Source organism: Pseudomonas sp. 18173 (assembly GCF_050432945.1).
In the GTDB taxonomy this organism is placed as follows: domain Bacteria; phylum Pseudomonadota; class Gammaproteobacteria; order Pseudomonadales; family Pseudomonadaceae; genus Aquipseudomonas.
In genome coordinates this window covers 30835-56901 of the sequence record NZ_JBKFTN010000001.1, presented here as the reverse complement: position 1 = coordinate 56901, position 26067 = coordinate 30835, and the positions used below count along the sequence as shown (strand labels likewise).

Here is a 26067-nt window from a genome sequence, read left to right as displayed (position 1 = left end):
TTCATGGGATCAATGACGGCGGTGGGCATATTTGCCTGCTACGCCATAACTGCTAGTGTCCGTGAAGCTCCGCTTTTTGCATTTTTCTTGAAAAATGACAGAACAGTGGCCCCGGATAGATTCAGGTAAAGAGGACAAGAACAATGCAACCTGATTTCTGGAATGACAAACGCCCTGCCGGTGTACCCCTGGATATCGATCTGGGGGCCTACAAGTCGGTGATCGAGGTGTTCGAGCGTTCCTGCAAGAAGTTTGCTGACCGCCCGGCGTTCAGCAACATGGGCGTGACCCTGACCTACGCGGAGCTGGAACGCCAAAGCGCGGCCTTCGCCGGTTATCTGCAAGCCCACACCGACCTGGTGGCGGGGGACCGCATCGCGGTGCAGATGCCCAACGTCCTGCATTACCCGATTGCCGTGTTCGGGGCCTTGCGCGCCGGGTTGATCGTGGTTAACACCAACCCGCTGTACACCGCGCGGGAAATGCGCCACCAGTTCAAGGATTCCGGTGCCCGGGCGCTGGTGTACCTGAACGTGTTCGGCCAGAAAGTCCAGGAAGTGCTCCCCGACACCGACATCCAGTACCTGATCGAAGCGAAGATGGGCGACCTGATGCCCACCGCCAAGGGGTGGCTGGTCAACACGATGGTGAGCAAGGTCAAGAAAATGGTCCCGGACTATTCCTTGCCCCAGGCCGTTTCCTTCAAGAGCGCGTTGCGCATGGGTCGTGGCCTGGGCATCAAGCCGCTGAACGTCGGCCTCGACGACATTGCCGTGCTGCAATACACCGGCGGCACCACGGGCCTGGCCAAGGGCGCGATGCTCAGCCACGGCAACCTGGTGGCGAACATGCAGCAGGCACGGGCCTGTCTGGGACAGTTCGGCAGCGATGGGCAACCGTTGTTGCGCGAAGGTCAGGAAGTCATGATCGCGCCGCTGCCGCTGTACCACATCTATGCCTTCACGGCGAACTGCATGTGCATGATGGTGACGGGCAACCACAACGTGCTGATCACCAACCCGCGCGACATCGGCGGCTTCATCAAGGAGCTGAAGAACTGGCGGTTCTCGGCGCTGCTGGGGCTCAACACGCTGTTCGTCGCGCTGATGGATCACCCGGACTTCAAGACCCTGGACTTCTCCAGCCTCAAGCTCACCAACTCCGGCGGCACTGCGCTGGTCAAGGCGACAGCCGAACGCTGGGAGCAATTGACCGGTTGCCGCATCACCGAAGGCTACGGCCTGACCGAAACATCGCCGGTGGCCTGTACCAACCCGTATGGCGACCAGTCGCGGATCGGCACGGTCGGCCTGCCGGTGCCGGGTACGGCGCTGAAAGTCATCAGCGATGACGGCGTAGAACAACCTTTGGGCGAACGTGGCGAGCTGTGCATCAAGGGCCCGCAGATCATGAAGGGTTACTGGCAGAAACCTGAGGCCACGGCCGAAGTGCTGGATGCCGAGGGCTGGTTCAAGTCCGGTGATATCGCGGTGATCGACCCGGACGGTTTCGTGCGAATCGTCGATCGCAAGAAGGACATGATCATTGTCTCGGGCTTCAACGTGTACCCCAACGAGATCGAAGACGTGGTGATGGCCCACCCGAAAGTCGCCAACTGTGCGGTCATCGGTGTACCCGACGAGCGGTCGGGGGAGGCGGTGAAGCTGTTCGTGGTGGCCCGCGAAGCGGGTGTCAGCCTTGAAGAGCTGAAGGCTTACTGCAAGGAGAACTTCACGGCGTACAAGGTACCCAAGCACATCGTGCTGCGCGAGTCGCTGCCGATGACACCGGTGGGCAAGATCCTGCGGCGGGAGTTGCGTGATATCGCCTGACCGGTGAATGGCCGCGCTTCGCTTAAACCTGTAGGAGCGAGCTTGCTCGCGATGGACGTCAACGATAACGCGCGCTGTCTGAATGATCGCGTTGCCCGGGCGTTTTTCGCGAGCAAGCTCGCTCCTACAGTTTTAGCGTTAAAGCCCCGGATTTCGGGGCTTTCAGCGACATATAGGTTTTTTGCTCTAAAATGACCGCTTGTCATTCTTGAGTCACAATTGTGACCGTAGAGGCTGCTTTTGGCTCTAGTCGACCCTTTGCAAAGCTGCTACTCTCGGCGCGCTTTGTGACTTCTCGGCCTTCTATCAGCCAGATTCACCAATGGCCAAACACCAATAATAATCGCATCAAATGCGGTGCTGAATTCGCGTTGCTGAGGAGTGGGCTTCCATGATCGAAGACTTTTGGAAGGATAAGTACCCAGCCGGGATTGCTGCCGACATCAATCCCGACGAGTACCCGAATATTCAGGCAGTGTTGAAGCAATCCTGCCAACGCTTCGCCAACAAGCCGGCATTCAGCAACCTGGGCAAGACGCTCACCTACGGTGAACTGTACGAATTGTCCGGTGCGTTTGCCGCTTATCTGCAACAGCATACCGACTTGCAGCCCGGCGATCGAATTGCCGTGCAACTGCCCAACGTGTTGCAGTACCCGGTTGCCGTCTTCGGTGCCATCCGCGCCGGGCTGATCGTGGTCAACACCAACCCGCTGTACACCGCGCGGGAAATGGAACACCAATTCAACGACTCCGGTGCCAAGGCCCTGGTCTGCCTGGCCAACATGGCGCACCTGGCTGAAACCGTGGTGCCGAAAACCGGCGTCAAGCACGTGATCGTCACTGAAGTCGCCGACCTGCTGCCGCCGCTCAAGCGCTTGCTGGTCAACAGCGTCATCAAGTACGTGAAGAAGATGGTGCCGGCCTATCACTTGCCAAAAGCCGTCAAGTTCAACGACGTGCTGAGCAAAGGCCTGGGCCAGCCAGTGGCGGAAGCCAACCCGGCCAGCAGCGATGTCGCGGTGCTGCAATACACCGGCGGCACCACAGGCGTGGCCAAGGGCGCGATGCTGACCCACCGCAACCTGGTGGCGAACATGCTGCAATGCAAGGCGCTGATGGGTTCCAACCTCAATGAAGGTTGCGAGATCCTGATCACGCCGCTGCCGCTGTACCACATCTATGCGTTCACCTTTCACTGCATGGCAATGATGCTGGCGGGCAACCACAACATCCTGATCAGCAACCCGCGCGACCTGCCGGCGATGGTCAAGGAACTGTCGAAGTGGAAGTTCAGCGGCTTTGTCGGCTTGAACACACTGTTCGTGGCCCTGTGCAACAACGAAGGTTTCCGCAAGCTGGACTTCTCTGCGCTGAAAGTGACCTTGTCGGGCGGCATGGCCCTGCAACTGGCCGCGGCCGAACGCTGGAAAGCGGTGACCGGTTGCGCCATCTGCGAAGGCTACGGCATGACCGAAACCAGCCCGGTGGCGACGGTGAACCCGATCCAGCACATCCAGGTCGGCACCATTGGCATTCCGGTGCCGTCGACCCAGTGCAAAGTCATCAACGATGCGGGTGTCGAGCAGCCGCTGGGCGACATCGGCGAACTGTGCGTGAAGGGCCCGCAAGTCATGAAGGGTTACTGGCAGCGCCAGGAAGCCACCGACGAGATCCTCGACAGCGAAGGCTGGTTGAAGACCGGCGACATCGCGCTGATCCAGCCCGATGGCTACATGCGCATTGTCGATCGCAAGAAAGACATGATCCTGGTGTCCGGTTTCAACGTGTACCCGAACGAGCTCGAAGACGTGCTGGCTACCTTGCCGGGCGTGCTGCAATGCGCGGCCATCGGCGTGCCGGACGAAAAGTCGGGCGAGGCGATCAAGATTTTCATCGTTGCCAAGCCGGGCGTGACCCTGACCAAGGAACAGGTGATGGAGCACATGCGCGCCAACGTCACCGGCTACAAGGTCCCGCGCTCCGTGGAGTTCCGCGATGCACTGCCGACCACCAACGTCGGCAAGATCCTGCGCCGTGAATTGCGCGATGAAGAGCTGAAGAAGATCAACGCGAAGAAAGCCACCGCGTAATCAACAAAAAGCCCCGCCGATGCGGGGCTTTTTATTGGTCGGCTGGCAACACCGATCCTCTGTAGGAGCGAGCATGCTCGCGAAAAAGGTACAGACAACGCGGGCATCCAGGCACCCCGCGTTATCGTTTACGTCCATCGTCGGAACGCCGCCCGGAGCCAGCTCGCTCCTACAGGAATGATGGTTATTGGCGAAACGGCGCGAAGTTGACGTTGGTGCCCGCCGGGCGCATGTCCTGCAGGAAGGAGTCCTTGTCAGCGCTCAGTTCCAGGCTCAATGCCGCCTTGCGCTTGCCTTCATTGCGCACCACCAGGCCTTCGAGCTTCTCGCGCAGGAACACGGTCGGCACTTTCAGGTGCAGCAGCTCGTCGGTGTCCGGCGTGTGCATCAGCAGGTGAATCCACTCGTACTGACCCACGGCCAGGCGCGATACCGGGATGTCGAACCACCAGATATTGCGGTTGCGGTTCAATTCGGTGAAGTGGCAGTTGTTGACGCCAAGCACAGCACCGCCGAGTTCCTGGTTTCTGCGGGCAATGGCCTGCTTTTTATCGAGTTTCATAACATTCCTACGGGGTTGGATCTTCAGCGCCATGGCCTGAATGTGTTGCGCATTCTCAGGGGTTGGCCGGCAAACATAAAGCGCAACCTGCACTGAACGATGAAATGCTGTGGCGCAAATAAATGAAACTCCCTGCAAAAGCCCCCGGTCAACCTTGTGTAACGTCTTTTCCTCCCGTTGAAATGCCTTTAATAAAAGAAGAAGCGGTCATCCCCGGATGGCCATTTTTGTGTCAGCCTGAACTTGCGCACTGAATTTGTTTCAAAGTCGCCAACTGGGCTACCTTGGTGAAGGAAACGGCCCCAGAGTCGCCATGACTTCAACCCAGATACGTATGCGGCGAATGGAGACGCTAATGATTTTTCCGGACATGAGAGGCTTGCCCCTGCACCGTGTGATGATGCGCACGGTCACCGAGTTCATCGCCGACGAGATGTCGACCTATGCCTCGGCGCTGGCCTATCAAATGCTGTTTTCGCTGTTTCCGTTCATCCTGTTCCTGATTGCCCTGATCGGCTTCCTGCATCTGCCGGATTTCTTCTCCTGGCTGCGCCTGCAATCGGAACTGGTATTGCCGCCCCAGGCACTGGAGCAGGTCAACCCGGTGATCGACCAGCTTCAGCAATCCAAGGGCGGCTTGCTCTCGGTGGGTATTGTAATTGCGCTCTATACCGCCTCCGCTGGCGTGCGGCTGATGATGAGCGCGATGAACGCTGCCTACGACGTGGTCGAAGGGCGCCCTCTGTGGAAACGCTTTCCGTTGTCGATCATCTACACCGTCGGCATTGCCGGCATGCTGCTGATCGCCGCAGCGCTGATGGTGCTCGGGCCGCAGGTGATGGAGTGGATCGCCAAACAAGTCGGCCTTGAGTACTTTATCGTCACGCTCTGGACCATCGCGCGCTGGCCGGTGATCGTGATTCTGCTGATGGTCGCGGTGGCGTTGATCTACTACGTCATGCCCGACGTCAAACAGGAGTTTCGCTTCATCACCCCAGGCTCGGTGCTGGCGGTGGTCGTGTGGATCATCGCTTCCCTGGGCTTCGGCTTGTACGTCAAGGAGTTCGCCAACTACAACGCCATGTATGGCAGTATCGGTGCGATCATCGTGCTGTTGCTGTACTTCTACATTTCCGCCGCGGTGCTGTTGCTGGGCGCGGAGATGAACGCGGTGATCGAGCACATGTCGCGAGGGGGCAAGGACCCTGGCGAAAAAGTGGCTGGCGAGCATGGTCCCGTCCATGAGGAAAAACACCACGTATCGGGACTGGGGCGCGATCACTCACACAAACCGACCATTGATGAAACCTGATCATGATTCGTGAAATTCTGAAAATGGGCGACGAGCGCCTGCTGCGCATTGCCCCCCCAGTGCCGGCCGAGATGTTCGACAGCCCCGAGCTGTGGCAACTGATCGATGACATGTTCCAGACCATGGAAAGTGTGGGCGGCGTTGGCTTGGCGGCTCCGCAGATCGGTGTCGACCTGCAGCTGGTGATCTTCGGTTTCGAGCACAGCGAGCGCTACCCGGATGCCGAGGCCGTGCCGCAGACGATCCTGATCAACCCGTTGATCACGCCGTTGAGCCCGACCCTGGAAGAAGGTTTCGAAGGCTGTTTGTCCGTGCCGGGCCTGCGCGGCGCGGTGCAGCGTTACCAGCAGATTCGCTACGAAGGCGTCGACCCCAAGGGCGAGCCCATCGTGCGCATTGCCTCGGGGTTTCACGCACGGGTGGTGCAGCATGAATGCGATCACCTGATCGGCCGCCTGTACCCGTCGCGCATCACCGACTTCAGCAAGTTTGGCTTCACCGAGGTGATGTTCCCGGACCTGGACCCCAACGCGGACGACTGACCCCAATCCACTACAAAACCAATGTGGGAGCGGGCTTGCTCGCGAAGACGGCTTGATATTCAACACCTAAATTGACTGACCCACCGCCTTCGCGAGCAAGCCCGCTCCCACAGTTGATCCCCATCAGGTGTGAGTTAAACGCCTGGCTCCAGCCCCATCGCAATCATCGGCTTGCTGCGCGCATACCGGCTAAAGCGTTCAACCATCGCGTAAGGCATCGGCGGATCGAACGTAAAGCCGCGGCGCTCATAAAACCCCCGCAAATCCGGATGACAGAACAACCACACCGGCAGTTCGCAATCCTTCACCGCAGCCGCAATCAACCCGGCGGCAAGCCCTTGTTCGCGACACCCCGGATCGACAAACAACCCGGTCAGCCAATGCCCGCCGGACACCGGCCGCAAGCACAGCGCGGCCACAATCCGGTCACGCCGGGCCACCCACAATTGCGCGTCGCGCACGGCTTTCATCGACGACTGGTGAGCGCGGTAGAACTTGTTCATCAATGGCCATAACGGCTCATCGAGCAAAGTGTATTGGGTGTCGGACATGGTTTTGGATGGTCGGTAGGCAAAGCGGGCGATTATAAAAGAACACACGCGCCGGGATAGGTGTATACCTGATTTCACATCCCCATGAGTGGAGTACGCATCATGTCCAAAGGTCTGGATTCAAAGAAAGCGGCAAAAAAGAAACCAGTGAAAACCGCCATTGAAAAGCGTGCGGACAAGAAAGCCAAAAAGGTCGGCGTGTTCGGTCACTGATCCGGCGTTGATTGATCGCTCCCATGCAACATGGGAGCGATCCTCCTGAAAATAATCTGCAAGATTTGCCAAGGCCATTGCACAGAAAGGGATTGGTCCCGATCTGAGCAACGCCATGCCCCATTACTTCGATAGCGCCCACCAACAGGAAATCGAAACCCTGCGTCGACGCTTCACCGCACGCACCGAATGGCCGACCTGGTTGCTGTTGATCGGTGTGTATGGCGGCTGGTTTGGCATCGTGTTGAACAGCCATCGGCTGGGTTTGTGGTGGAGCACGCTGTTGCTGATTCCGTTGCTGGTGCTGTGGTTGTCCGTGCAACACGAACTGCTGCACGGTCACCCCACGCGCTGGGTAACCCTGAACAAAATCCTTGGCTACGCGCCGTTTGCCGTTTGGTATCCGTACACCTTGTACCGCGATAGCCATTTGCTGCATCACCGCGACGAAGACCTGACGATCCCCGGTCGCGATCCGGAAAGCCGTTACCTGAGCGCCGGGCAGTGGCAGGGCAGTTCACGGTGGGTGCGCAGCCTGCACTGGCTGAACAAAACCGTGCTCGGCCGCTTTGCCTTTGGTGCGCCGCTGGCCTTGCTGACGCTGGCCCACGAAGAACTGCAACGCCTGAGAGCCGGTGAGCGCCAGGCCTGGCTGATGTGGCTGAGTCACGGCGCGATGACCGGGTTGATGCTGCTGTTTATTACAAACTTCAGTGTTTTACCGGTTTGGCATTACCTGTTTTTGATCAGCGTGCCGGCGCTGTCGATCGCCATGATTCGCTCCTACTATGAACATCGACCTCAGGCGGCGCCGGAGCAACGCACCGTGCTCAATGAAGCCGCCTGGCCGTGGCGCTGGCTGTTCCTGAACCTCAATTTCCACCTGGTGCATCACGAGTTGCCGGGGTTGCCCTGGTACGACTTGCCCCACGCCTACAGGGCCCGCCGCGAGCAGTGGCTGGCGCGCAGTGGCGGGTTTCTGGTGCAGGGTTATGGGCAGTTGTGGCGTGAACACGGCGTCAAGGCCATCGACAGCCCGAGGCATCCGTTTCACTGATCTTTGAATCGCCACTGATCTACTGTGGGAGCGGGCTTGCTCGCGAATGCGGTTGGACATCCAACATCTGAGTTGACTGGTACACCGCATTCGCGAGCAAGCCCGCTCCCACATTGGAAATTTGCCGCATGGGATTATTTCGATGACCCGACACATCGCCGAACTACAGATGTACACCGCCCCCGACCCCATCCACCAGGCCAACGAGCACTGGCTGGCGCGCATCCTCGAGCACTTGGGCGACACCCGCCTTGATGCCCAAGGCCTGTCATTACCGGAGCTATGGCTGTCGCCGCAACTGCTGCTCACACAAACCTGCGGCTATCCGCTGATGACCGCATTGCGCGGCAAGGTCCGGGTGCTGGGGCGTCCTCGTTATGAACTGCCGGACAGCCGTGGCGGCAATCATTGCAGCCTGATTCTGGGGCGCATCGAAGATGCGCGGCGAACCTTGCCGGACTTTCGCGACAGCCGAGGCGTGATCAATGGCCAGGACTCCAACAGCGGCATGAATCTGTTGCGCCACCGCTTGGCGCCGTTGCAGCGTGACGGCCGTTTTTTTGCGCAGGTCGGCATCAGCGGCAGCCATCGCGAAAGCCTGCGCTGGTTGCGCGAAGACCTCGCCGATCTGGCGGCCATCGACAGCGTGACCTTTGCCTACCTGGCGCGCCACGCCGCCGAAGAAGTGGCCGGTTTGCGCGTGATCACTCGCAGTGCTTTCAGCCCGACGTTGCCCTACATCACCTCAGCCACCGTCAGCGATCAGCAGGCTGATGCGCTACTGCAGGCGATGAATCAAGCATTGCGTGAGTTGCCTGAGGTCGCCGAAATCCTCGGCTTGCCTGAGGTGTTGCCGGCCAGCGAAAGCGACTATCAGGTGGTGCTCGACTATCAGCATGAAGCCGAGGCGCTGGGCTATGGGAATTTGCGATAGCGATCTATAGGTACTTTCTTTTAATTCCATATGGAAATATAAAAATAAGCTTTAAGTATTATTAAAGAATAAGGCTCCTTGCTAGGATCCACCTCACCGGACCACCGGACATTCAGCGACCCCTAACCCAGGAGCCCCTATGTCCGGCGCCGATATTCTTCATCGCAAACACGTGGACGAACTGTTCCGCGCTCACTACCACTGGCTCTGCACACGCCTGCGCCAGTCCCTGAACGATGCCGCCGGTGTCGAAGACATTGCCTGCGAAACCTTCGTGCAACTGCTTGAAGCCCCAGGCCTGACGGCCATCCGCGAACCCCGTGCCTTGCTCACCACCATCGCCCAACGCCTGCTGTATCAGCGTTGGCGCCGAGGTGATCTGGAGCGCCAGTATCTTCAGCAACTGCAACAGGCCGGGCCGATCCACGCCGAATCGCCGGAAGAACTGGCTCAGCTGTCCCAGACCCTGACCCGTGTCGAGCGCAGTCTCCAGCGGCTGCCGGGCAAAGTGCGCTCGACCTTCCTGCTGTCGCGGATCGAGGGCCTGACCTATCCGCAAATTGCCGCTGCGCTGGGCATCTCGCTGCGTTCGGTCAGCGACTACATGACCCGTTCCCAGGCCCTGTGCGACCGGCACAGCGCCAACCAATCCCTGAACCGTCCACTCCAGAACAAGAGGTCCGCATGAGATCGATCAAAACCCTGCTCGGCAGTTCGCTGCTGGCCCTGAGCCTGTTGTCCCACCCGGCCTCGGCCGCGGAAAAAGCCGCCCCCATTCACTTCGGCGACATCACCTGGGAAAGCGGCAGCCTGATCACCGAAATCCTGCGCCTGATCGTTGAAAAAGGTTACGGCTACCCGACCGATACGCTGCCGGGCAGCACCGTCAGCCTTGAAGCGGCGCTGGCCAAAAACGATATCCAGGTCATCGGCGAAGAGTGGGCCGGACGCAGCCCGGCCTGGGTCAAGGCTGCCGCGGAGGGCAAGGTGTTCGGCCTCGGCGATACGGTCAAGGGCGCCACCGAAGGTTGGTGGGTGCCGGAGTACGTGATCAAGGGCGACCCCGAGCGCGGCATCAAGGCGTTGGCCCCGGAGCTGAAATCCGTTACTGATCTGGCGAAGTACAAGGACGTGTTTCGCGACCCCGAAGACCCGAGTCGCGGGCGCTTCCTCAACAGCCCGACCGGCTGGACCTCGGAAATCGTCAACAGCCAGAAACTCAAGGCGTACGACCTGACCGCCAGCTACGTCAACTTCCGCACGGGGTCCGGTGCGGCACTGGATGCCGAGGTGGCGTCGTCGATCCGCCGTGGCAAACCGGTGCTGTTCTACTACTGGTCGCCGACCCCGCTGCTGGGGCGATTCAAACTGGTGAAACTCGATGAACCGCCGTTCGACGCCGAGGCCTGGAAAACTTTGGCCGACGTCAACAACCCGAACCCCAAAGGCACACGTTCGATGCCCGCCAGCCTGGCCATCGGCGTATCGGCGCCGTTCAAGGCGCAGTACCCGGATCTGGTGACGTTCTTTGAAAAGGTCGACCTGCCGATTGATCTGTTGAACCAGACCCTGGGCCAGATGAGTGAAAAGCGCCAGAAACCCCGTGAAGTCGCCGAAGCGTTCTTGCGTGAGCAACCGCAGGTGTGGAAGGGCTGGGTACCGGGGGAGGTGGCGACCAGGGTGAGTGCCAGCTTGTAGTTTTTTGATATCCGCAAGGTTGCCATCGCGAACAATACCCCCGCCGACAATCCGCTGAACCGTTTTTGTCCTCAATACTGGCCGACTAGTGGCCTTGCAAGCCCTATCTTGCTGTCTATGATCAGGTGTAACTAACTGTGTCGACCGTCGTGAGGCGGTCGATGTCAGGCCGCAAGAGTGCGCAATCGAAGGCACCGACACTTGATGACAGGGAGCTGTCCGCTAAATGGAATTTGTTTTGAATCTGTTAGGGCTGGCCCGCGTGCGGGCTATCAAGAGAAGGATGTCTTGATGAGCGAGTCGCTATAAGGACCCTCCGATTGATCATCATTTATCACCTGACTAGTCCTTCTTTTTGGAGGGATGCGTGTGCCTGTTCCACGGAACGTAGTGGTGGATTTGAAAGACCTGCAACTTTCATCAATCAAAAAACCGCGCGGAAGGTGATACAACCATGTTCAACCTACATCACAAGGCTGACCTGCTGGAAATCGAACGATTCAGCTGTGCGCTGAGCGAGGCCAACGCCAAGCTGGCAGCGGTCAGTCGTTCGATGGCGATGATTGAATTCACCCCGGACGGCATCGTCATCGACGCCAATGAAAACTTTTGCAGTGCCATGGGTTACAGCGCCGAAGAAGTGCGCGGCAAGCATCACCGGATCTTTTGCGAAGAGCAGTATTACCGCAGCGATGACTACACCCGGTTATGGCGCGACCTGGCGCGGGGCGAGCCGCTGAGCGGGACCTTCCTGCGCTTGCACAAAAGCGGCCGGGAGATCTGGCTCGAAGCCAGCTACATGCCGGTGCTGGGCCCCGACCGGCAAGTCAAGAGCGTGATCAAGGTCGCCACCGACATCACCGCCCGGGTCAACAGGGAACACGAAAACGAAAGCCGGCTGTCCGCGATCGGTCGCTCCATGGCCGTGATCGAATTCACGCCCGAAGGCAAGGTCATCAGCGCCAACGAAAACTTCCTGAAAACCATGCAGTATTCGCTCAACGAAGTGGTGGGGCAGCATCACAGCCTGTTCTGCCACCGTGCCGAAGCCGAGTCGCAGAATTACCGGAACTTCTGGGCATCACTCAACCGCGGCGAATATCACTCCCATCGTTTCGAGCGCCGAAACAAACAGGGGCAGACCGTTTTCCTCGAAGCGTCCTACAACCCGTTGTTCGACGCCAAGGGGCGGTTGTACAAAGTGGTCAAGTTCGCCAGCGACATCACCAACCAGATGACCACCCTGCAAACCGCCGCCGAATCGGCCCACAGCACCTCGGTGCAAAACGACGTCTGTGCACGCAAGGGTTCCGAGGTGGTGCAGCAGACGGTGCAGATCATCCAGGACATTTCCCGGGACCTGAACGAAGCGGCGCTGAGCATCGATGCCGTGAGCAAACAGTCCGACATCATCGGCACCATCGTGCAGACCATTCGTGGCATTGCCGATCAGACCAACCTGCTGGCACTCAACGCGGCGATTGAAGCGGCACGGGCCGGTGAGCACGGGCGCGGGTTTGCGGTGGTGGCCGATGAAGTGCGTAGCCTCGCGGCGCGCACCAGCCAGGCGACGCTGGAGATTGTCGAGGTGGTGCGCAAGAACCACGATTTGTCGCTCAGCGCGGTGTCGAGCATGCAATCGAGTTTGAGCCGAACCGGCCTGGGCGTGGAACTGGCGAACGAGGCGGGGGAGGTGATCCTGGAAATCCAGCAGGGCTCGCGGCATGTGGTGGATGCGATCAGTCAGTTCAATTCGACGTTGCAATTGAACTAGGTGGAGCAATTGTAGGAGCGAGCTTGCTCGCGATGGTCGTTAACGATTACGCGGGTTTCCTGGTTGAACGTGGCGCGCTTGAGTGCATCGCGAGCAAGCTCAAACGCTGATCCACTGTAGGAGCGAGCTTGCTCGCGATGGTCGTTAACGATTCCGCGGGTTTCCTGGTTGCACGTGGCGCTCTTGAGTGCATCGCGAGCAAGCTCAAACGCTGATCCACTGTAGGAGCGAGCTTGCTCGCGATGGTCGATAACGATTACGCGGGTTTCCTGGTTGAACGTGGCGCCCTTGAGTGCATCGCGAGCAAGCTCAAACGCTGATCCACTGTAGGAGCGAGCTTGCTCGCGATGGTCGATAACGCTTACGCGGTTTTCCGGGGTGAACGTGGCGCTCTTGAGTGCATCGCGAGCAAGCTCGCTCCTACAAAAAAAAAGCGCGGCAATTAACCACGGGTCCCGGTAGAGGGACCCTTTTTTTTGCGCCTGGATTAAAGCGAGGCGAGGAACTTGTCGACCACCTGGGTACTGCCTTTTTCTGCGCTGCCGTTGTCTTTGTCGGCCTGCGCCAATTGCATTTTGTCTTTCATGCGATCGGCAATTTCCTGAGCGACCGCCTGCTGTTTCTCCGGCGGCATGGCTTTCAAGTCTTCCTCGGTAATGCCCATCTCTTTCAGGATACTGTCGCGCAGGCGCTGTTCAGGCGTTTTGCTCATGTAGTCCTTGAATTCGGCGGTGGCCGAGCCGTCGCTGAGCCTGGTGACGTCTGTCGCTTGCAGGTTCACGCGGGTCTTGGCGAACGCTTCGTCGACGTTGTCGCTGATCTTGCTCGCCCCACTGACTTGCTGAGTGGCGATTTGAGTGGCGGAGTCCTGCACTTGTCGGGTGGCCGTGGTCTGCGCCTGCACATTGTTTTGCATGGCCTGGGCGATGACGGCCTGCATGCCGCCCTGAAGACCCGCGGCGGCATCGGCGGACGGCTCGTCACCGGGACGCTTGGGGAGTGGGGTCACCAATGATTGTTTTGCACTGACCAACATGATGAAGAGACCTTGTGGGTGATGGCGGTACGTGGCCTGAGCAAATAGCGTGCCTCGCGGATAAAAGCCCACAAAATCAAATGGTTGGAGTAAGCATGGTCATGCAGCATCGGTCAGCGGTTGCCGCCGGGCGGCAACCTGCGGCCATTCAGGGCAAGCCGTTGCAGCAATGCTTGAGGAACCCGCGGTGTTGCGCCAGGCGTTTGAAGTATTCATCGACGGCGGGGTAGTCCGGGCGCTCGATCGGGGTCATCAGCCAGCGGTTGACCGACAGGCCGATGACGATGTCGGCCAGGGTAAAGCGCGGTCCGGCAACATAGGCCTTGGTGGTCGCGAGTTGATGCTCGAGGATGCCCATCTTCTGGTTCCAGCCGCGGACGCCGACTTCAAGGCCATGGGGGTCCTGGAATTCCGGGTCCTTGCGCACCAGTGCCATGAACGGGTATCGCCAGGACGGATTGAGCTCGGTGGCTTGCCAGTCCATCCACTGTTCCACCCGGGCGCGTGCCGCCGGTTCAGTGGGCAGCAACTCGCTGTGATGGTGGTGGTGTTTGCCGACCAGGTAACGGCAGATGGTATTGGATTCCCACAGTACACCGGCGTCGTCGATGATCACCGGCACCTGGGCGTTGGGGTTGTACCTGAGAAACTCGGGGCTGTGGGTGGACGCGAAGCCGCTACCCCAGTCCTCGCGTTCGTAGGTTATGCCCAGTTCTTCGCAGGTCCACAGGACTTTTCTGACATTGATGGACGAGGCTTTGCCGAGAATCTTCAGGGTGTGTTCCATTTGAGCAGCTCCATCGCGAATGGCGTGTCTGTAATTGTAGGAGTGGTCTGAAGGAAAGGGGTTTCAGAGAATTTGCGCAGGCAGTGGTTTCTTGCAGAATTGCCTACGACTACGCCAGAATCCGCCGACTTGTGCGCCTGGTATCCGGACTCTATCGTTCCGTGTCGCTGCAAATTCAGCGATCGGGTCTAGCAGCCTGGATACTTTAGACGCATGGCGTCCACCGTTCGTGATTGGTTCACGTTATGGCGGCTGTGTGTGGGAAGACCTTCGGGTCTACCGGGTTCTAGAGTCCTGGTCTGCTAGCCCACGCACGGCTGCCACCTTAATTTCGTCTAGCAGCGAATCGTGGCAGCTCCATCACTCTAGGAGCATTGCCATGTTCAAGCCTACGCCCAACCCCCCACGCAATCCCAGCCCCATGTTCTCCATCTCGCCTGGCATCAACAACGAAACGCTGTTGGCGCACGCCTGCGAATCACTGGCCTCGGCGAGTGTCATGACCAATGACTTTGCTACGTTTCTGGAAGGCAGTCAGCGCAACACGGCGCTGGCAATTGCACAGATCATCATGCTGGCCGAGCTGGCGGTGAATCGCGTACTGGATAACCTTGATCCGCAGGACTGAACACTGAGCGGGGGCGAGAGGCTTTCCCTGTGGCGAGGGGGCTTGCCCCCGTTGGGTTGCGAAGCGACCCCAAAACAGAAACTGCGGTCATACCGTTAAACCAAGTGAACTGGATAACGACTGCTCCGCAGCCGAACGGGGGCGAGCCCCCTCACCACAATGTCCCTTGCCTGACTAAATTGATGTGGGTGCCTATGTACTCTCGCGCACCTTCAACTCAAACCCCATGTCCTGCACCGGCTTGGCCACGGTATTGCCGGCCATCAGCGTAAGCATCTGCTCCGCCGCACGGCGGCCGATGGCCTCGCGCGGGGTATTGATGCTGCTCAGGCGCGGGACCATGTGTTCGGACATGGGCAAGTCGTTGAAACCAAGGATCGCCACCTGCTCGGGAATCCTGATGCCATTGCGCATGGCTTCAAGCAGGGCGCCCTGGGCCAGGTCGTCGTTGCCGAAGAAGATCGCATCGACATCGGGATGACTGGCGAGCAGTTGCAGGAACAGTTCCCCACCCAGGCCGACCGAAGACGAGCGCGGCGTCAGCACTTCCAGGTCCGGGTCATACAAACCGGCTTTTTGCAGGGCTTTGCGGAAGCCTTCGCCGCGCAGCAAGGTGCGCTGGTCCAGTTGCGCGCCGATGTAGGCCAGGCGCTTGCGACCGCGAGAGAGCAAGTGTTCGGCGGCCGTTTCGCCGGCCGCCAGTTGCGAAAAGCCAACGCAATTGAGCCCGGCCGCACTGTCCAGCTCCATCATGTACACGCAAGGAATGTTGCTGGCTTCGATCATCCGCCGTGAACTTTCGGTGCGGTCGAAACCCGTCAGCAACAAACCGCGAGGCTGATAGGCCATGTAGTTGCGCAGCAGGTTTTCTTCTTCATCGCGTGAATAATGGAAGTTGCCGATCAGCACTTCGAAGCCCTTGGGCCGCAAAACCTGATGAATGGCTTCCAGGGTGTCGATGAACAGCAGGTTGGACAGCGACGGCACCAACACCACCACCGAATGGCTCTGGGCCGAGGCCAGGGCGCGGGCGGCTGGGTTGACGACGTAGTTGAGATCCAGCGCCGCTTTCTGCACTTTTTCCACCAGTTCGGTGGCCACGGTGCTGACGCCACGCAGGGCGCGGGAGGCGGTAATCGGGCTGACGCCGGCCAGTCGGGCAACTTCGTTCAGGGTAGGGCGGCCAGTGGTACGGGTATTTTTATCGTTCTTGGTTGTGTTCATCGACGGCTTGCCAAACAAAATTCAAGGCACTAAGGTAGCGCTGTCTCGATGCAGCTGCAAATGCGTGAGCGGGGGTTCGCCTGATCCTCGCTTTCTGGCGTTGAGACTTAACCTGCTGCAACCCACAAAATGACAAGAAAGGCGTCGGCAACTCCTGCTTTTGGTCTAGTGTCATAACTGGCAAAGGTAGCGCTGTCTGCGCGCTGAGGTGTTACATGAATCATCCCATCACCGCCCTGGTCATCATGGGCGTTGCCGGTTGCGGCAAGACGTGCGTCAGCGAGGCCCTGTGCCAACTGAGCGGCGCCACTGCCATTGAAGGCGACTCTTTCCACCCTGCCGCCAATATCGAAAAGATGAGCGCGGGAATCCCCCTGAACGACGAAGACCGCGCCGGCTGGCTCGACAGCCTGTGCGATGAGCTGCGCCGTGTCGACGCCCTGGGCCAGCGCCCGGTGCTGACCTGTTCGGCGCTCAAGCATATCTATCGCGAACGTCTGCGCAGTGCCTTGCCGGGCCTGGGTTTCGTGTTCCTTGAGCTGACCCCCGAGGTGGCCGCTGATCGTGTGTCCCATCGGCCGGGCCACTTCATGCCGTCGACCCTGATCGCCAGCCAGTTCGCCACCCTCGAATCGCCCGTCGGCGAGCCGTTGACCCTGGCGCTGGATGCCTCGACCCACAGCGTCGAGCAACTGGCCGCGCAGGCTCATGTCTGGTGGCAGGCGAATGGCCTGAAGCAGGCGGTATGAGCGTGCTTGCAAAGACAGCGCTGTCCTCACGGCTTCTGATTAACCCGCTTTAATAACAACAACAACCAGGAGACACCCCCAATGTTTGGCATGTCCCACGAGACGTTCCTGCTGCTCGATGCAGTGGTCACGGTGATCGGGCTTATCGTCCTGATCACCAAGTTCAAGCTTCACCCGTTCATTGCCCTGACCATTGCCGCTGCTTTCCTCGGGCTCACCTCCGGCATGCCGATCGGTACCATCATCAAGGCGTTCCAGGACGGTTTTGGTGGCGTACTCGGTTTTGTCGGCATCATCCTCGCGCTGGGCACGATGCTCGGCAAAATGATGGCCGAATCGGGCGGTGCGGATCAGATTGCACAGACGTTGATCCGTGCCTTCGGCAAGGACAAGGTGCAGTGGGCGATGATGTTCGCCGCGTTCCTGGTCGGCATCCCGCTGTTCTTCGAAATCGGCTTCGTGTTGCTGATTCCGCTGGTGTTCATCGTGGCCCGCCGTACCGGTGTGTCGATCATCAAGATCGGCATCCCGCTGCTGGCCGGCCTGTCGGCGGTACACGGCCTGGTGCCACCGCACCCGGGTCCGTTGCTGGCCATCGGCGTGTTCGGTGCCGACATCGGCAAGACCATTCTGTACGGCCTGATCGTGGCGCTGCCGACGGCCATCATTGCCGGTCCGATCTTCGGTACCTTCATTGCCAAGCACATCCCCGGTCATCCGAATCAGGAGCTGGTGGATCAACTGGCGCGCGAGTCGGATTCCGCCGATCTGCCGAGCTTCGGCATCACCCTGGTGACCGTGCTGTCGCCGGTGTTCCTGATGCTGCTCAAGACCTTTGCCGACGTCGTACTGCCGGACGGCAACTTCTTCCGCACCTTCATGGACCTGATCGGTCACCCGATCTCGGCGCTGCTGCTGGCGTTGCTGCTGTCGCTGTACACCTTCGGTCACAAGCAGGGCATCGGTTCGCAACAGATCCTGAAATGGCTGGATGCGAGCCTGGCACCGACCGCCGCGATCATCCTGATCATCGGTGCCGGTGGTGGCTTCAAGCAGATGCTGGTCACCAGCGGCGTGGGTGACGTGATCGGCCACATGGCGGTGGCCGCGCAGATCTCGCCGATCCTGCTGGCCTGGCTGGTGGCGGCGGTGATTCGTATCGCCACAGGTTCGGCGACCGTGGCGACCATTACCGGCGCTGGCATCGTGGTGCCGGTGGTGGGGATGATGCCGGGTGTGAACCGTGAGCTGCTGGTGCTGGCCACCGGTGCCGGTTCGTTGATCCTGTCTCACGTGAATGACGCCGGGTTCTGGCTGGTCAAGCAGTACTTCAACATGACCGTGGCGGAAACCTTCAAGACCTGGACTGCGATGGAAACCATCCTGTCGGTGGTGGGCCTGGGCTTTATCCTGCTGTTGTCGTTGTTCGTCTAAGCGTCACCGCAAAACCCAATGTGGGAGCGGGCTTGCTCGCGAAGAGGGCTTAATATTCAATGAAGATGTTGAATGTAAGTCCGCTTTCGCGAGCAAGCCCGCTCCCACAGTGTTTTGTGCAGGGTGTCAGGATTTGGTTACTAGTCCATCCGCCCGGAACATCCCGCGAATCCCGCGTACGGCCTGACGGATCCGGTCCTGGTTTTCGATCAGTGCAAAGCGCACGTGATCATCGCCGTACTCGCCAAACCCGACGCCCGGCGAGACACACACCTTGGCCTCGGCCAGCAGTTTCTTGGCGAACTCCAGCGAACCCAGGTGCGCGTAGGCCTCGGGAATCTTCGCCCAGACGTACATCGACGCCTTCGGGTTTTCGACCATCCAGCCCAGCTCATGCAGGCCCTTGACCAGCACGTTGCGTCGCTGCCGATACTGCTCGGCGATGTCGCGCACGCACTGCTGGTCGCCTTCGAGCGCGGCAATCGCCGCCACTTGCAGCGGGGTGAAGGTGCCGTAGTCGTGGTAGCTCTTGATCCGCGCCAGGGCGTTGACCAGTTCCGGGTTGCCGACCATGAAACCGATGCGCCAGCCGGCCATGTTGTAGCTCTTGGACAGGGTGAAAAACTCCACCGCAATGTCCTTGGCGCCCGGCACCTGCATGATCGACGGGGCTTTCCAGCCGTCGTAGACGATGTCGGCGTAGGCCAGGTCATGCACCACCAGCACGTCGTACTGCTTGGCGAGGGCGATCACCCGTTCGAAGAAATCCAGCTCCACGCACTGGGCGGTGGGGTTGGACGGAAAGCCGAGGATCATCATCTTCGGCTTCGGGATCGAGCCGCGAATGGCCCGCTCCAGTTCGGCGAAGAAATCCACGCCCGGCACCAGCGGCACCGACCGCACCTGGGCGCCGGCAATCACGGCACCGTAGATGTGGATCGGGTAGCTCGGGTTCGGCACCAGCACGGTGTCGCCCTGGTCCAGGGTGGCCAGCATCAAGTGCGCCAGGCCTTCCTTGGAACCGATGGTGACAATGGCTTCGCTTTCCGGGTCGATGTCGACCTCGTAGCGTTCCTTGTACCAGTTGGAAATCGCCCGGCGCAGACGCGGAATGCCCTTGGAGGTGGAGTAACCGTGGGTGTCTTCGCGTTGGGCCACCGTCACCAGTTTTTCGACGATGTGCGGCGGCGTGGCGCCGTCGGGGTTGCCCATGCTCAAGTCGATGATGTCTTCGCCACGACGACGGGCGGCCATCTTCAGCTCGGCAGTGATGTTGAAAACGTAAGGGGGGAGTCGATCGATGCGCGCAAAGCGGCGCGGCGAACCTTGTTCGGCCATTGTTGCCTCGGATAACGTAAGCGCCCGGAACCGTCCGAGCGACGCAGGTCACTGCGGTGACCTGTGGCGGAATGTACGGGCAGCTGTGGCAGACTGTCCAGCCTCCATGTAAACAAATTTTTCCGAAGGAATTGGGTCGATGGAATTTTCCAGTGGCTTCTTGCTGAGCCTTTCGCTGTGCCTGGACATAGGCGTCGCCAACATCGCGATGATCACCCTGGCCATGCAGCGCGGTTATTTCCAGGGCTTTGCGCTGGGGCTGGGGACTTGCGTCGGCGACCTGATCTACGCCGTATTGGCACTGGCCGGCATGACCGTGTTGCTGCAGTACGAAAGCGTGCGCTGGGTGTTGTGGATCGGTGGCTCGGCGCTGCTGGTGTACTTCGCGGCGAAGATGATCTATTCGGCGATTCACCACGAGGCGTTGCTGGCCGAGACGGCGGAGGTGGGGAACAATTCCCACCGCAAGGAATTCTTCCGTGGGATTTTTCTCGCCATGTCCTCGCCCAGCGCCATTCTCTGGTTCGCGGCCGTTGGCGGCACGCTGATCGCCCGTTCCGGTGGCGGTGGCCCGCTCAGTTCGGCACTGTTTCTCGGTGGTTTCCTCTGTGCCGGGCTGCTCTGGTCGGCAGGCTTGTGCTTCGCCGCGAGCCACGGCGGCAAGTTGCTCGGTGACAAACTGCTGCGCTATTCCTACATGGCATCGGCGGCGATCTTCTGCTATTTCGCGGTCTACGTGATTCTATCTGGCTACAACGAGTTCGTCGGTGCCGCCGCCGTAGAGCAGCTGCACGCGCTGTAATTGGGCGAATCGGGTTTGGCTTCTATACTCCCAGCCGAACCCATTTTCATGCGTCAGGAGTCGAGCCATGGATGAGCAAACACGCGTTGAAGTGACGGAACCACGCTTCGAACACGGACACTTCCTGCTGATTGCGGGGCTGGGCGGAGCATTCACCCAGCAAACCATACAAGGCATTCCCGAACTCTGGGAGAAGTTCATCCCCCACATCGGCAATGTTCCGGGACAGAAGGGCGAAGTCACCTACGGCGTCTGCTGCAATTTCGACGGCAAGGGCGGCTTCGATTACATCGCTGGCGTCGAGATCAGCAAACTCGACGACTTGCCGGAAACCTATCGCTGGGTGGAAATTCAGCCGCAGCAGTACGTGGTGTTTGAACACAAGGGACCGCTGGACACCCTGCCGCAAACCTTCCAGTACATCCATGGTACGTGGCTGCCGCAGTCCGGCCACGAGCTGTTGGCGGCCCCGGAGTTCGAACGCTACAGCGAAGACTTCAACCCCAGGCTCAACACCGGCAAGCTGGAAATCTGGTTGCCGATCAAGGCCTGACACCGGCAGCGGGAGGCGGATCAGCCGATTCGTCTCTCGATGTCCCACGGCAGCTGATTTATCATCCCCAGCCTTACCCACGCTGATCCCGAGCTGCCATGAACACCGTCATCCGCAACGTCACCCCTGCCGATCTTGACCGCTGCTTTGCCATCGAAACCCTCGCCTATGAAGGTGACGAAGCCGCGACCCGCGAGAAGATCGCCACCCGCATCGCCACCTGGCCCGAGGGTTTTATCGTCGCTGAAGTGGACGGAGTCGTCGCCGGTTTCATCAATTCCGGGGCGGCGTTTCAGGTGGAAATGTCGGACGAGGCGTTCAAGGAACTGATCGGCCACGACCCGGCCGGGCCGCACGTGGTGATCATGTCGGTAGTGGTGCATCCGGATTTCCAGGGGCAGGGCCTGGCCAAACGGCTGATGGGCGATTTCATCGAGCGCATGCGCGCGCTGGGCAAGGTCAGCATCAACCTGATGTGCAAGGAACGGCACATTCCGCTGTACGCCGGGTTCGGTTTTGCCTACATCAAACCCTCGGCGTCCGACCACGGCGGCATGGCGTGGCATGAGATGGTATTGAAGTTGTAAGACTGTTGGAGATCCCTTGTGGGAGCGGGCTTGCTCGCGAAGGGGTCGGCACATCCAACATCAATGTGTCAGGCAGACCGCTTTCGCGAGCAAGCCCGCTCCCACATTCGGTCATCTCAAAAGGTCAGGCCCATCCGCCGCTCATAGCCGATCCGGCCCTTGTACGCCTCGCCGCTGTCGACAAAGCCAAACCTGGCATACAGGGCGATGGCCGCCTCGTTGTCGGCATCCACCGACAGCTCCAGCCCCTTGATTTCCGGCCAGGCTCGGCGCGCCGCCTCGGGCAGTGCCTGCAGGCAGGCCTTGCCGTAGCCTTTGCCCTGCGCGCGTTGATCGACTTGCAGGGCATGCAGGGTGGCGCTGTGTTCATCGGCCCAGGCCGGCAACACCGGCGGGCGCTTGAGCAGCAGGAACGCGACGGGCACACCTTCGGCCAGCAGGGCGAATCCCTTGACGCCGGGGCCGGGCCGAGACAGCAGGGTGTGCAGGGCACCGTGGATATCACCGCAGAACCTGATTTGCTCCGGGTGCACTTCGATGGCCTCGACCTGTTGGCGTTGCAGCGCGTTCAGGCTTTCATAAGGCACGAGTCGAGCTGTCACGGGATTGTCCTTTTTCCTACATGAATGAATCCCGGATTCTAGCGAGTCTGGTGGTTTGGATTATTTTTATTTCACCTGTCGATTTGCCGGATCGCCGGACGACTAAGGGTGTCTTCACTATAAAAACCACGGAGAACCACCATGAACTCGCAAACCCAGATCCAGAACCTGATCGAGACCTATCGTCAGGCCGTGATGGCCAAGGACGTGGATAAAGTCATGACCCTGTATGCCGACGACATCGTCTCCTTCGACGCGGTCAAGGCCCTGCAATTCAAAGGCAAACCGGCGTATCGCGCGCATTGGGAGGATTGCATGAAGATGTGCCCCGGCCCGCACATTTTCGAATTCCATGACATCCGCATCGAGGCGTCCCAGGAAATCGCCTTCGCCCATTGGCTGGCCCACTGCGGCGGTACCAACGACAAGGGCGAAACCCAGGCCTGCTGGATGCGCGGCAGTGCGTGCTATCGCCAGGAAGACGGGCTGTGGCAGATTGTCCACGAACATTGGTCGGCGCCATTCGACATGGCCAGCGGCGCGGCGCTGTTCGACCTCAAGCCCTGATCGTCGGGAAGCCGAGCCGCAATGCCAATCGGCGGCCATAGTTGATCGTTCGAAAAGGAGCGCGTGATGAAGTACTTATGCCTGGTCTACAGCGATGAGCATCTGCTGCATTCGCTACCGGAAAGCCCCAAGGACGCGGAGTGCATGGCCTACGCCGAATCGATCCAGGGCAGCGGCCGGATGGTCGCCGCCGAGGCGCTGGAATCGGTGCAGACCGCCACCACGGTGCGCATGCGCAACGGCAAGATGTCGATCACCGATGGTCCGTTCGCCGAGACCAAGGAGCAACTGGCCGGCTTCTACCTGATCGATGCCAGGGATCTCAACGAAGCCATTCAAGTCGCCGGCAACATTCCGGCGGCCCGGGTCGGCAGTGTCGAAGTGCGCCCCGTTCGGCAGTTGAATCCTTAGATGCCGGGGTTGCCGGTTCAGGCCCAGGTCGAGCGGGTCTATCGTGAAGACTCGCGGCGGATTCTCGCGACCCTGATTCGCTTGCTGGGGGATTTCGACCTCGCCGAAGAAGCCTTGCACGAGGCGTTTTTCATCGCGGTCGAACGCTGGCAGCGTGATGGCGTGCCGGACAATCCGCGGGCCTGGCTGGTGTCCACCGGGCGCTTCAAGGCCATCGATGCCTTGCGCCGGCGTGCGCGTTTTGCCGCGTCGCAACCCCTGTTGATCGCGCAGCTGGAGGCGCTGGAACAGGCCGACTGGAGTGATGAAGACGTGGAAGACGATCGCCTGCGGCTGATCTTCACTTGCTGCCACCCGGCCCTGGCCGCGGACGCGCAAGTGCCGTTGACGCTGCGGGAAGTCTGCGACCTGACCACGGAAGAAATCGCCCGGGCCTTTCTCTCGGCCCCGGCCACCATCGCCCAGCGCATCGTGCGCGCCAAGGCGAAGATCCGCGACGCGAAAATCCCTTATCAGGTGCCGACGCTGGCTGAGTTGCCCGAGCGTCTGGACAGCGTATTGTGGGTGATTTACCTGGTGTTCAACGAGGGCTATTCGGCGTCCGTCGGGGCCGAGCTGATCCGCGAGGAATTGACCCGCGAGGCGATCCGTCTCGGCCGGTTGCTGGTGGAGCTGTTGCCGGAGCCGGAGGTGATGGGCTTGCTGGCGTTGATGCTGTTGCACGAGTCGCGCCGCCCGGCCAGGACCTCGGCGAGCGGCGAGTTGATTGTGCTGGATGAACAGGACCGTTCGCTGTGGGACGCCGGCTTGATCACTGAAGGCTGCACGCTGATCGAGCAGGCGTTGGGCATGGGGCGATTCGGACCCTATTGCCTGCAAGCGGCCATCGCGGCGGTGCATGCCGAAGCCCCGACGGCGGGGGAAACCGATTGGCCGCAGATTGTCGGCCTGTATGACGTGCTGCTGCGGGCTGTGCCGTCGCCAGTGATCGAGCTGAATCGGGCGGCGGCGATTTCGAAACGGGATGGACCACTGGCGGGGCTGACGTTGGTGGACGCCATTCTGGAGCGCGGAGAGCTGCTCGACTATCACCTGGTGTATTCGGCGCGGGCGGAGTTTTGTCGGCAACTGGGCCGCAAGCAAGAGGCGCGGGTAGCGTGGGAGCGGGCGCTGGCGTTGACCCGGCAAGAGCCGGAGCGGCGGTTTATCGAAGGGCGGCTCAAGGACTTGGATTGATGTGATCTTACTGGCCTCTTCGCGAGCAAGCCCGCTCCCACAATGACGGTGGTGCACACAGATTTTGTGATCGACACAATGACCTGTGGGAGCGGGCTTGCTCGCGAATGGCCGCACCACTATTCCAGCATCTTGCCCAGCAACCAGCTTCCCGCCGGCCCCGGTGGATTCAGCCGCGACCACAACGCATCCACCGACACCGTTTTCGGCCATCCACGCACCACCAGTTCCTGTAACGAACCAGGCCCGAAGCGCTCGACCAGCCAGCGGGGCAGCGGCGCCCAGCCGAATCCGCCCTGGGCCATTTCCAACAGCATCAGGTAGCTCGGGGCCGACCAGACGCGACCCTTCGCCCGGCTTTCATAGGGATTGATGATGGTGGCCAGGCGCAGCTCGCGGTGCTGCTGCAGTGCGTCCTGATCGACGTAGTCCAAAGTTGCCAACGGGTGTGCCGGGGACACGAACAGGGCGATTTCCGTGCGTTCGTCCACCGTCGAGCTGACCAGGTCCGGCGGGTAGCTGTCCTGCATTTCGGCGAAGGCGATCTGCGCCCGGCCGCTTTGCACCAGGGACACCAGGTCATCGCATTCGGCGATCAGGCATTCGAGTTCCAGGTCCGGGTAACGCTGCTCGAAGGCACTGAGTGACGCCTCGAAGCGGTCCGACTGATAGGTGTCTGACAGCGCCACCGTCAGCTTCGCCTCCACCCCTTGGGACAATTGGCTGGCGGTCATTTCCAGGCGACTGGTGGCGGCCAGGATGTCCTCGGCCCGTTGCAGCATCACGCGCCCGGCCGGGGTCAGCCCGGGCTTGCGGCTGCTGCGGTCGAACAGCGTCAGGTTCAAGTCGATTTCCAGGCTGGCCACCGCCGCGCTGATGGTCGACTGACTGCGGCCCAGCTTGCGCGCCGCCGCGGAAAACGAGCCTTGGGTCGCGGCTTCGACAAACGCCAGCAACACTTCGTGAGAGGCCATGAACTATCGCCTTGATCGATGGTTATTGGTTATGAAGTATCGGTGTGATGACAGATCATGGCAACCACAGTCACTCAAGGGAGTTCGGCCATGAGCGCCAACAAATCCATTACTGAACGTATTTTCCAGGCCATCGGTTTCGAACTGCTGGCGATCCTGATCTGTACCCCGTTGCTGGCCTGGATCATGAACAAACCGATGCTGGAAATGGGCATGGTCACCCTCCTCATTGCAGCGCTGGCCCTCGCCTGGAACGTGGTCTTCAACGGCCTGTTCGACCGGGTGCTCAAGCGCTTCGCCATCGTGCACAACGCCTGGGTCCGGGTGGTGCATGCGCTGTTGTTCGAAGGCGGCCTGGTCGCCCTCGGCGTGCCGCTGATTGCCTGGTGGCTGAATGTCAGCCTGTGGCAGGCGTTCCTGCTGGATATCGGCGTGCTGCTGTTCTTCCTGCCGTACACCTACGTCTATCACTGGGTGTATGACGTGGTCCGCGAGCGGATGGTGGTGGCTCGCGAGGTTTGCTAAATAGCGAACCAGGTTTTGTGGCGAGGGGGCTTGCCCCCGTTTCGGCT

Annotated in this window: 27 protein-coding genes and 1 pseudogene; 20 read left to right on the top strand and 8 right to left on the bottom strand. The window is 60.1% G+C overall.

Annotation, left to right across the window (positions count from 1 at the left end; all coding sequences use genetic code 11):
- The first annotated feature begins 143 nt into the window (after positions 1 to 143).
- Together fadD2 and fadD1 are read left to right on the top strand one after the other, a co-directional pair.
- A complete protein-coding gene (fadD2, locus tag ACLD1X_RS00275) occupies positions 144 to 1832 on the top strand; it encodes a long-chain-fatty-acid--CoA ligase FadD2 (RefSeq protein WP_008019267.1) in 1689 nt (562 codons plus the stop codon).
- 391 nt (positions 1833 to 2223) lie between these two features.
- On the top strand, positions 2224 to 3924 hold the full coding sequence (gene fadD1, locus ACLD1X_RS00270; protein WP_429365638.1) for a long-chain-fatty-acid--CoA ligase FadD1: 1701 nt from the start codon (positions 2224 to 2226) through the stop codon (positions 3922 to 3924).
- A gap of 184 nt (positions 3925 to 4108) precedes the next feature.
- On the opposite strand, the gene ACLD1X_RS00265 is transcribed toward fadD1, so the two are convergent.
- On the bottom strand, positions 4109 to 4486 hold the full coding sequence (locus ACLD1X_RS00265; protein WP_008019269.1) for a hypothetical protein: 378 nt from the start codon (positions 4484 to 4486) through the stop codon (positions 4109 to 4111).
- A gap of 355 nt (positions 4487 to 4841) precedes the next feature.
- On the opposite strand from ACLD1X_RS00265, the gene ACLD1X_RS00260 reads away from it, so the two are divergent.
- Together ACLD1X_RS00260 and def are read left to right on the top strand one after the other, a co-directional pair.
- Positions 4842 to 5798, top strand: coding sequence for a YihY/virulence factor BrkB family protein (locus ACLD1X_RS00260; protein WP_008019270.1), 957 nt, complete (start codon positions 4842 to 4844; stop codon positions 5796 to 5798).
- Positions 5799 to 5800: 2 nt separating this feature from the next.
- Positions 5801 to 6340: a peptide deformylase gene (gene def, locus ACLD1X_RS00255; RefSeq protein WP_103397564.1), complete on the top strand. Its 540-nt coding sequence runs from the start codon at positions 5801 to 5803 to the stop codon at positions 6338 to 6340.
- Positions 6341 to 6474: 134 nt separating this feature from the next.
- On the opposite strand, the gene ACLD1X_RS00250 is transcribed toward def, so the two are convergent.
- The gene (locus tag ACLD1X_RS00250; RefSeq protein ID WP_429365637.1) at positions 6475 to 6891 is read right to left on the bottom strand and encodes a GNAT family N-acetyltransferase; all 417 of its coding nucleotides are present in this window, start codon (positions 6889 to 6891) and stop codon (positions 6475 to 6477) included.
- A gap of 328 nt (positions 6892 to 7219) precedes the next feature.
- On the opposite strand from ACLD1X_RS00250, the gene ACLD1X_RS00245 reads away from it, so the two are divergent.
- From ACLD1X_RS00245 to ACLD1X_RS00220, 6 genes and pseudogenes are all read left to right on the top strand, one after another.
- Positions 7220 to 8161 carry a fatty acid desaturase gene (locus tag ACLD1X_RS00245; protein ID WP_429365636.1) on the top strand — a complete coding sequence of 314 codons (942 nt, stop codon included), beginning with the start codon at positions 7220 to 7222 and terminating at the stop codon, positions 8159 to 8161.
- A gap of 142 nt (positions 8162 to 8303) precedes the next feature.
- Positions 8304 to 9095, top strand: coding sequence for a phosphate/phosphite/phosphonate ABC transporter substrate-binding protein (locus tag ACLD1X_RS00240; RefSeq protein WP_429365635.1), 792 nt, complete (start codon positions 8304 to 8306; stop codon positions 9093 to 9095).
- A gap of 139 nt (positions 9096 to 9234) precedes the next feature.
- Positions 9235 to 9783 carry a sigma-70 family RNA polymerase sigma factor gene (locus ACLD1X_RS00235; RefSeq protein ID WP_429365634.1) on the top strand — a complete coding sequence of 183 codons (549 nt, stop codon included), beginning with the start codon at positions 9235 to 9237 and terminating at the stop codon, positions 9781 to 9783.
- Positions 9780 to 10793 carry an ABC transporter substrate-binding protein gene (locus tag ACLD1X_RS00230; protein WP_429365633.1) on the top strand — a complete coding sequence of 338 codons (1014 nt, stop codon included), beginning with the start codon at positions 9780 to 9782 and terminating at the stop codon, positions 10791 to 10793. The genes ACLD1X_RS00235 and ACLD1X_RS00230 overlap by 4 nt, the downstream gene beginning before the upstream one ends.
- 454 nt (positions 10794 to 11247) lie before the next feature.
- Positions 11248 to 12021: pseudogene (locus tag ACLD1X_RS00225) on the top strand (PAS domain-containing protein); the annotation flags it as partial.
- Between the two features lie 6 nt (positions 12022 to 12027).
- Positions 12028 to 12567 (top strand): methyl-accepting chemotaxis protein, encoded by a 540-nt coding sequence (locus ACLD1X_RS00220; RefSeq protein ID WP_227698141.1) that lies wholly within the window; start codon positions 12028 to 12030, stop codon positions 12565 to 12567.
- Between the two features lie 487 nt (positions 12568 to 13054).
- Here ACLD1X_RS00220 and ACLD1X_RS00215 read toward each other — a convergent pair whose 3' ends face one another.
- Both ACLD1X_RS00215 and ACLD1X_RS00210 read right to left on the bottom strand, forming a co-directional pair.
- Positions 13055 to 13603, bottom strand: a complete 549-nt coding sequence (locus ACLD1X_RS00215; RefSeq protein ID WP_429365632.1) for a hypothetical protein — start codon at positions 13601 to 13603, stop codon at positions 13055 to 13057.
- 148 nt (positions 13604 to 13751) lie between these two features.
- The gene (locus ACLD1X_RS00210) at positions 13752 to 14390 is read right to left on the bottom strand and encodes a glutathione S-transferase family protein (RefSeq protein ID WP_429365631.1); all 639 of its coding nucleotides are present in this window, start codon (positions 14388 to 14390) and stop codon (positions 13752 to 13754) included.
- A gap of 379 nt (positions 14391 to 14769) precedes the next feature.
- Here ACLD1X_RS00210 and ACLD1X_RS00205 point away from each other — a divergent pair, with 379 nt between their 5' ends.
- Positions 14770 to 15018 (top strand): DUF6124 family protein, encoded by a 249-nt coding sequence (locus ACLD1X_RS00205; protein WP_007974480.1) that lies wholly within the window; start codon positions 14770 to 14772, stop codon positions 15016 to 15018.
- Positions 15019 to 15210: 192 nt separating this feature from the next.
- Here the strand turns inward: ACLD1X_RS00205 and ACLD1X_RS00200 are convergent, their stop codons facing one another.
- On the bottom strand, positions 15211 to 16242 hold the full coding sequence (locus tag ACLD1X_RS00200; RefSeq protein ID WP_429365630.1) for a LacI family DNA-binding transcriptional regulator: 1032 nt from the start codon (positions 16240 to 16242) through the stop codon (positions 15211 to 15213).
- A gap of 215 nt (positions 16243 to 16457) precedes the next feature.
- Here ACLD1X_RS00200 and ACLD1X_RS00195 point away from each other — a divergent pair, with 215 nt between their 5' ends.
- Both ACLD1X_RS00195 and ACLD1X_RS00190 read left to right on the top strand, forming a co-directional pair.
- On the top strand, positions 16458 to 16991 hold the full coding sequence (locus ACLD1X_RS00195) for a gluconokinase (protein ID WP_429365629.1): 534 nt from the start codon (positions 16458 to 16460) through the stop codon (positions 16989 to 16991).
- An 81-nt stretch (positions 16992 to 17072) separates the two neighbouring features.
- The gene (locus tag ACLD1X_RS00190) at positions 17073 to 18425 is read left to right on the top strand and encodes a GntP family permease (protein WP_429365628.1); all 1353 of its coding nucleotides are present in this window, start codon (positions 17073 to 17075) and stop codon (positions 18423 to 18425) included.
- 126 nt (positions 18426 to 18551) lie between these two features.
- Here the strand turns inward: ACLD1X_RS00190 and alaC are convergent, their stop codons facing one another.
- Complete coding sequence (alaC, locus tag ACLD1X_RS00185; RefSeq protein ID WP_429365627.1) at positions 18552 to 19763, bottom strand: alanine transaminase; 1212 nt, start codon at positions 19761 to 19763, stop codon at positions 18552 to 18554.
- Positions 19764 to 19902: 139 nt separating this feature from the next.
- Here alaC and ACLD1X_RS00180 point away from each other — a divergent pair, with 139 nt between their 5' ends.
- The 3 genes from ACLD1X_RS00180 (at position 19903) to ACLD1X_RS00170 (ending at position 21705) form a co-directional block, all read left to right on the top strand.
- The gene (locus ACLD1X_RS00180) at positions 19903 to 20565 is read left to right on the top strand and encodes a LysE family translocator (protein ID WP_429365626.1); all 663 of its coding nucleotides are present in this window, start codon (positions 19903 to 19905) and stop codon (positions 20563 to 20565) included.
- A 67-nt stretch (positions 20566 to 20632) separates the two neighbouring features.
- On the top strand, positions 20633 to 21118 hold the full coding sequence (locus tag ACLD1X_RS00175; RefSeq protein WP_429365625.1) for a GyrI-like domain-containing protein: 486 nt from the start codon (positions 20633 to 20635) through the stop codon (positions 21116 to 21118).
- A 98-nt stretch (positions 21119 to 21216) separates the two neighbouring features.
- Entirely contained in the window at positions 21217 to 21705 is a 489-nt protein-coding gene (locus tag ACLD1X_RS00170; RefSeq protein WP_429365624.1) for a GNAT family N-acetyltransferase, read from the top strand.
- 116 nt (positions 21706 to 21821) lie between these two features.
- On the opposite strand, the gene ACLD1X_RS00165 is transcribed toward ACLD1X_RS00170, so the two are convergent.
- Positions 21822 to 22307 (bottom strand): GNAT family N-acetyltransferase, encoded by a 486-nt coding sequence (locus tag ACLD1X_RS00165; RefSeq protein ID WP_429365623.1) that lies wholly within the window; start codon positions 22305 to 22307, stop codon positions 21822 to 21824.
- Positions 22308 to 22448: 141 nt separating this feature from the next.
- Here ACLD1X_RS00165 and ACLD1X_RS00160 point away from each other — a divergent pair, with 141 nt between their 5' ends.
- From ACLD1X_RS00160 to ACLD1X_RS00150, 3 genes are all read left to right on the top strand, one after another.
- Positions 22449 to 22874, top strand: coding sequence for a YybH family protein (locus tag ACLD1X_RS00160; protein WP_429365622.1), 426 nt, complete (start codon positions 22449 to 22451; stop codon positions 22872 to 22874).
- 66 nt (positions 22875 to 22940) lie between these two features.
- Positions 22941 to 23285, top strand: coding sequence for a YciI family protein (locus tag ACLD1X_RS00155; protein WP_429365621.1), 345 nt, complete (start codon positions 22941 to 22943; stop codon positions 23283 to 23285).
- Positions 23286 to 24521: an RNA polymerase sigma factor gene (locus tag ACLD1X_RS00150; RefSeq protein ID WP_429365620.1), complete on the top strand. Its 1236-nt coding sequence runs from the start codon at positions 23286 to 23288 to the stop codon at positions 24519 to 24521.
- A 119-nt stretch (positions 24522 to 24640) separates the two neighbouring features.
- On the opposite strand, the gene ACLD1X_RS00145 is transcribed toward ACLD1X_RS00150, so the two are convergent.
- Positions 24641 to 25495, bottom strand: coding sequence for a LysR family transcriptional regulator (locus tag ACLD1X_RS00145; RefSeq protein ID WP_429365619.1), 855 nt, complete (start codon positions 25493 to 25495; stop codon positions 24641 to 24643).
- Positions 25496 to 25585: 90 nt separating this feature from the next.
- Here ACLD1X_RS00145 and ACLD1X_RS00140 point away from each other — a divergent pair, with 90 nt between their 5' ends.
- On the top strand, positions 25586 to 26020 hold the full coding sequence (locus tag ACLD1X_RS00140) for a multidrug/biocide efflux PACE transporter (RefSeq protein ID WP_429365618.1): 435 nt from the start codon (positions 25586 to 25588) through the stop codon (positions 26018 to 26020).
- The last annotated feature ends 47 nt before the right edge of the window (positions 26021 to 26067 follow it).

Bases quoted from the DNA above. Each gene is read 5' to 3' on its own strand.
- ACLD1X_RS00195 (WP_429365629.1), top strand. From the start codon at position 16,458: ATGAATCATCCCATCACCGCCCTGGTCATCATGGGCGTTGCCGGTTGC.
- ACLD1X_RS00250 (WP_429365637.1), bottom strand. From the start codon at position 6,891: ATGTCCGACACCCAATACACTTTGCTCGATGAGCCGTTATGGCCATTG.
- ACLD1X_RS00220 (WP_227698141.1), top strand. From the start codon at position 12,028: ATGACCACCCTGCAAACCGCCGCCGAATCGGCCCACAGCACCTCGGTG.
- ACLD1X_RS00160 (WP_429365622.1), top strand. From the start codon at position 22,449: ATGAACTCGCAAACCCAGATCCAGAACCTGATCGAGACCTATCGTCAG.
- ACLD1X_RS00260 (WP_008019270.1), top strand. From the start codon at position 4,842: ATGATTTTTCCGGACATGAGAGGCTTGCCCCTGCACCGTGTGATGATG.
- ACLD1X_RS00140 (WP_429365618.1), top strand. From the start codon at position 25,586: ATGAGCGCCAACAAATCCATTACTGAACGTATTTTCCAGGCCATCGGT.
- fadD2 (WP_008019267.1), top strand. From the start codon at position 144: ATGCAACCTGATTTCTGGAATGACAAACGCCCTGCCGGTGTACCCCTG.
- ACLD1X_RS00240 (WP_429365635.1), top strand. From the start codon at position 8,304: ATGACCCGACACATCGCCGAACTACAGATGTACACCGCCCCCGACCCC.
- ACLD1X_RS00245 (WP_429365636.1), top strand. From the start codon at position 7,220: ATGCCCCATTACTTCGATAGCGCCCACCAACAGGAAATCGAAACCCTG.
- ACLD1X_RS00190 (WP_429365628.1), top strand. From the start codon at position 17,073: ATGTTTGGCATGTCCCACGAGACGTTCCTGCTGCTCGATGCAGTGGTC.
- ACLD1X_RS00210 (WP_429365631.1), bottom strand. From the start codon at position 14,390: ATGGAACACACCCTGAAGATTCTCGGCAAAGCCTCGTCCATCAATGTC.
- alaC (WP_429365627.1), bottom strand. From the start codon at position 19,763: ATGGCCGAACAAGGTTCGCCGCGCCGCTTTGCGCGCATCGATCGACTC.
- ACLD1X_RS00145 (WP_429365619.1), bottom strand. From the start codon at position 25,495: ATGGCCTCTCACGAAGTGTTGCTGGCGTTTGTCGAAGCCGCGACCCAA.
- ACLD1X_RS00155 (WP_429365621.1), top strand. From the start codon at position 22,941: ATGAAGTACTTATGCCTGGTCTACAGCGATGAGCATCTGCTGCATTCG.
- ACLD1X_RS00150 (WP_429365620.1), top strand. From the start codon at position 23,286: ATGCCGGGGTTGCCGGTTCAGGCCCAGGTCGAGCGGGTCTATCGTGAA.
- ACLD1X_RS00235 (WP_429365634.1), top strand. From the start codon at position 9,235: ATGTCCGGCGCCGATATTCTTCATCGCAAACACGTGGACGAACTGTTC.
- ACLD1X_RS00180 (WP_429365626.1), top strand. From the start codon at position 19,903: ATGGAATTTTCCAGTGGCTTCTTGCTGAGCCTTTCGCTGTGCCTGGAC.
- ACLD1X_RS00175 (WP_429365625.1), top strand. From the start codon at position 20,633: ATGGATGAGCAAACACGCGTTGAAGTGACGGAACCACGCTTCGAACAC.
- ACLD1X_RS00205 (WP_007974480.1), top strand. From the start codon at position 14,770: ATGTTCAAGCCTACGCCCAACCCCCCACGCAATCCCAGCCCCATGTTC.
- ACLD1X_RS00215 (WP_429365632.1), bottom strand. From the start codon at position 13,603: ATGTTGGTCAGTGCAAAACAATCATTGGTGACCCCACTCCCCAAGCGT.
- ACLD1X_RS00265 (WP_008019269.1), bottom strand. From the start codon at position 4,486: ATGAAACTCGATAAAAAGCAGGCCATTGCCCGCAGAAACCAGGAACTC.
- ACLD1X_RS00200 (WP_429365630.1), bottom strand. From the start codon at position 16,242: ATGAACACAACCAAGAACGATAAAAATACCCGTACCACTGGCCGCCCT.
- fadD1 (WP_429365638.1), top strand. From the start codon at position 2,224: ATGATCGAAGACTTTTGGAAGGATAAGTACCCAGCCGGGATTGCTGCC.
- ACLD1X_RS00230 (WP_429365633.1), top strand. From the start codon at position 9,780: ATGAGATCGATCAAAACCCTGCTCGGCAGTTCGCTGCTGGCCCTGAGC.
- ACLD1X_RS00170 (WP_429365624.1), top strand. From the start codon at position 21,217: ATGAACACCGTCATCCGCAACGTCACCCCTGCCGATCTTGACCGCTGC.
- def (WP_103397564.1), top strand. From the start codon at position 5,801: ATGATTCGTGAAATTCTGAAAATGGGCGACGAGCGCCTGCTGCGCATT.